Here is a 3,247-nt window from a genome sequence, read left to right on the forward strand (position 1 = left end):
AGACCTATCGTCGTCGGGGTGGACGGCTCCGAGGAGTCGCTGCGCGCGGTGGAATGGGCCGCCAGGGAAGCGCACCGGCACGGGGCGCCGCTGCGGCTCGTGTCGGCGCCGGCTGTGCCGCCCCGCATGCTGGCATCCGACCCGGCCCCGCCGGGGGTCGCGAAGGTGCTGGGCAGCGTGCCCCGTCGCGCCCTCGCTGAGGCCATCACGCGAGCCGGGGAAGTCGCCCAGGACCTGCTCGTCGACACCGACTTGCTGACAGGGCCGCCGGCGCTGATGGTGACCGGCAGCGGCTGCGGCGCGCTGATGCTCGTCGTGGGCGCGCGCGGCGCGGGCGGGTTCGCCGCGATGCTGCTGGGCTCCGTCAGCAGGTACGCGGCCATGCACGCCTCCTGCCCGGTCGTCGTGGTCAGGGAGGAGACCGGCGTCGTGCACCGCGAGGTCGTCGTCGGCATCCGCGACCCGCACGACATGACCGCCACCCTGCCGTTCGGATTCGAGGAAGCGGCGCTGCGCGGAGCGACCCTGGTCGCGGTCTACGCCGGGCACTTCCCCGCACCGGTCGGCGACCTCGGGGCAGGGGAGGCAGGACACCCGGCTAACCCATCGAAGGTGTCGGCGGAGGCCGCCCATCACTTGGCGGAAGACCTGCGGAGCTGGCGGGAGAAGTATCCCAATGTACCGGTCCGGCAAGATGTAGTGCGCGGGCACCCCGGCCGGGTGCTGGCCAGCTACACGGCCCGCGCGGACCTCGTGGTGATCGGGCGGCGCGGCGGGCACGACTCGGGTCCCGCCATCGGCGCCGTACAGCACGCGGTGCTGAATCACGCCCACGGCCCCGTCGGCATCGTCCCGACCGGCTCGGGGAGGTCATGATGCGGACCATCAGGCTTACCAGGCCCGCGCTGGCCGTCGGTATCGCCGCTGCTGGCGCGGTGGCCACCGTCGGTCCCGCCGCTTGCGTGCTCTTCTTCCGGCGGTGGTGCCTGACCTGGGGTGCCCGCGACGACGAGGTCGCTGCGAAGCTCCCCGGTGACGAGCTGCTGCCGGACGCCGGGCTGGTGACCACGCGGGCCGTCACGATCGACGCGCCACCATCGGCCATCTGGCCCTGGCTGGTGCAGATGGGCAGCGGTCGCGGCGGCGCCTACACCTACGACTGGATCGAGAACCTGCTGGGGCTGAACATGCACAGCGCGAACGAGATCCTGCCGCGGTACCAGCACACTGCGGTGGGTGACGAGCTCCCCATGGGATCAGGCCGGCCGGGCATGACGGTGGAAGTGCTCGACCCGCCGCGAACCCTCGCCGTCCGGGTCGCCGACCAGAACTGGGTGTGGATCTTCGCGCTGGTGCCCGAGGGCGAGTCCACCAGGCTGATCAGCCGCAACAGGATCGCGACGGCGGCCCTCGCGCCCGTCAGCCGCCTCTTCTACACGGTGTTCATGGAGCCAGGCAGCCTGGTCATGGAGCGAAAGATGCTGCTCGGCATCAAACAGCGCGTCGAGCGTACCGCCACCGCTAGCTGACGGGCGCATACAGGTCGCTGGCAGCGGCGCCGATCATGGCTCCCCACGCACGGGCCCGGGCGGCCTCGCCGTCACGCAGTGTGTCCTTCTTGCTGACAAGGAAGCTCTCCGGCGCGGCGAACATCCGGCAGTCATGGCCCGCCAGGAGCCTGGAGATGCCACGGCTGGCGCGGCCGGTGAACAGTGGGACCCCGCTGAGCCTGGTGTCGAAAGCCACCGCGAAAGTGTTCTGTCCGCCGAGGCTGCCGAGGCTGCCAGCCCCTTCGAGCCAGCCGCGCACCCCGGGCCCGTCAGCGTCCGGATCCATGGTCAGCCTGCCGCCCTGCTTGCGGGCCGCGTCGGCCGCCCAGCGCCGGGAGGCGGCGGTGGACATGCGGTGCAGGTGCGTCGGGCCGCCGACGACCAGCAGGTCCGCCGCGGCGACGAGCTCCGGCGTAGCCCGGGTCACCGGGACCAGCGTCACGTCGTGCCTGGTGCTCAGGCCGGCGGCGATGCTGACGGCGACGGCGTGCGTGTTGCCATACATCGATTCGTAGACGACGAGTGCTCGCATGAGGACCACATCCTTTCCGAGGTCAGTCCCTATCCCTCATCGCACGCCGGCCGGTTCGGCCGGCAGCAGAGGCAGAGGCCGGCTTCGCCGCGGGACCTTCGGCACTCAGCGCGACCTGCCCGGCGACCACCGCAAACCGATATGCTGGCGCTGCGTTGCCACCAGGGAGGAGCTGCCGGTGGGGGCTGATGCTGACGGCCGCCCTGAGCTGCTTCCGCAGCTACGGCTGGACGAGCTGCTCGCCGAGCTGCAGAGCCGACTGCAGGCGGTGCTGTCCGCCAGGGACCAGATGCGCGGCCTGCTCGAGGCCGTCATCGCTATCAGTTCAGGCCTGGATCTGGAGTCGACGCTGCGCCGGATTGTGGAGACCGGGGTCCGGCTGGTGGACGCGACCTACGGCGCGCTCGGGGTCATCGGGGACGGCGACGAGGGCGGCAAGCGGCTGGCCGAGTTCATCCCTGTAGGCCTCAGCGAGCAGCAGATCGAGCGTATCGACCACTGGCCAGAAGGACGCGGCCTGCTGGGCTTGCTCGTCCAGGATCCCCGGCCGTTGCGGCTCGCCGACATGGCCACCCATCCCGCATCGGCCGGGTTCCCCGATGGCCATCCGCCAATGCGCGGTTTCCTCGGCGTGCCTGTGCGGGTGCGGGACGAGGTGTTCGGCAACCTCTACCTCACGAACAAGCGCGGCGGCGGCGAGTTCACCGAGGACGACGAGGTGGTCCTGATCGCCCTCGGCGCCGCAGCGGGCGTCGCGGTGGAGAACGCGCGGCTCTATGACGCCGCCAGGCACAGCCAGCGCTGGATCGCCGCCAGCGCCGAGGTCACCACCGCGCTGCTGTCCGGCGCGGATCCTGGCGAGGTGCTGGCGAGCATCACCACCAAGGCGTGTGAGCTGTCGGGCGCCGATCTCGCGGTGCTCGCGCTGCCTGACGAGGAGGGGCGCCGGCTGACGATCGCCTACGCCGACGGCGAAGGTGCGGAAGCGGTGCGCGGCCTGGTGCTGCCGGCCGGCCAGTCGCTGTCCGGGCAGGTGCTCGCCAGCGGCGAGCCTATAGCCAGCGCCGATTTCGCCGCCGACGAGCGCGCCGCCGCCACAGCCAGGGCCGCGATGAGCCAAATCGGGCCCGCGGTGATCTTCCCGCTGGGTGCGCCGGGCAACCGG

Annotated in this window: 4 protein-coding genes; 3 read left to right on the forward strand and 1 reads right to left on the reverse strand. The window is 71.7% G+C overall.

What is annotated here, in order from left to right; genetic code table 11:
• Positions 1 to 876: universal stress protein (locus WA805_RS08495; protein WP_425242064.1), on the forward strand; the 876-nt coding region annotated here is incomplete at its 5' end.
• Positions 876 to 1,529 carry a hypothetical protein gene (locus WA805_RS08500; protein WP_425242065.1) on the forward strand — a complete coding sequence of 218 codons (654 nt, stop codon included), beginning with the start codon at positions 876 to 878 and terminating at the stop codon, positions 1,527 to 1,529. The genes WA805_RS08495 and WA805_RS08500, both read left to right, overlap by 1 nt.
• On the opposite strand, the gene WA805_RS08505 is transcribed toward WA805_RS08500, so the two are convergent.
• Complete coding sequence (locus WA805_RS08505; RefSeq protein ID WP_422284423.1) at positions 1,522 to 2,082, reverse strand: flavodoxin family protein; 561 nt, start codon at positions 2,080 to 2,082, stop codon at positions 1,522 to 1,524. The two genes, WA805_RS08500 and WA805_RS08505, sit on opposite strands and share 8 nt — an antisense overlap.
• Positions 2,083 to 2,260: 178 nt before the next feature.
• Between WA805_RS08505 and WA805_RS08510 the strand changes: the two genes are divergently transcribed.
• Positions 2,261 to 3,247, forward strand: a 987-nt coding sequence (locus WA805_RS08510) for a GAF domain-containing protein (protein ID WP_425242066.1), incomplete at its 3' end; no start/stop codon positions are given.

Origin of the sequence: Trebonia sp. (assembly GCF_049794275.1) — a bacterium.
Classification (GTDB): domain Bacteria; phylum Actinomycetota; class Actinomycetes; order Streptosporangiales; family Streptosporangiaceae; genus Trebonia.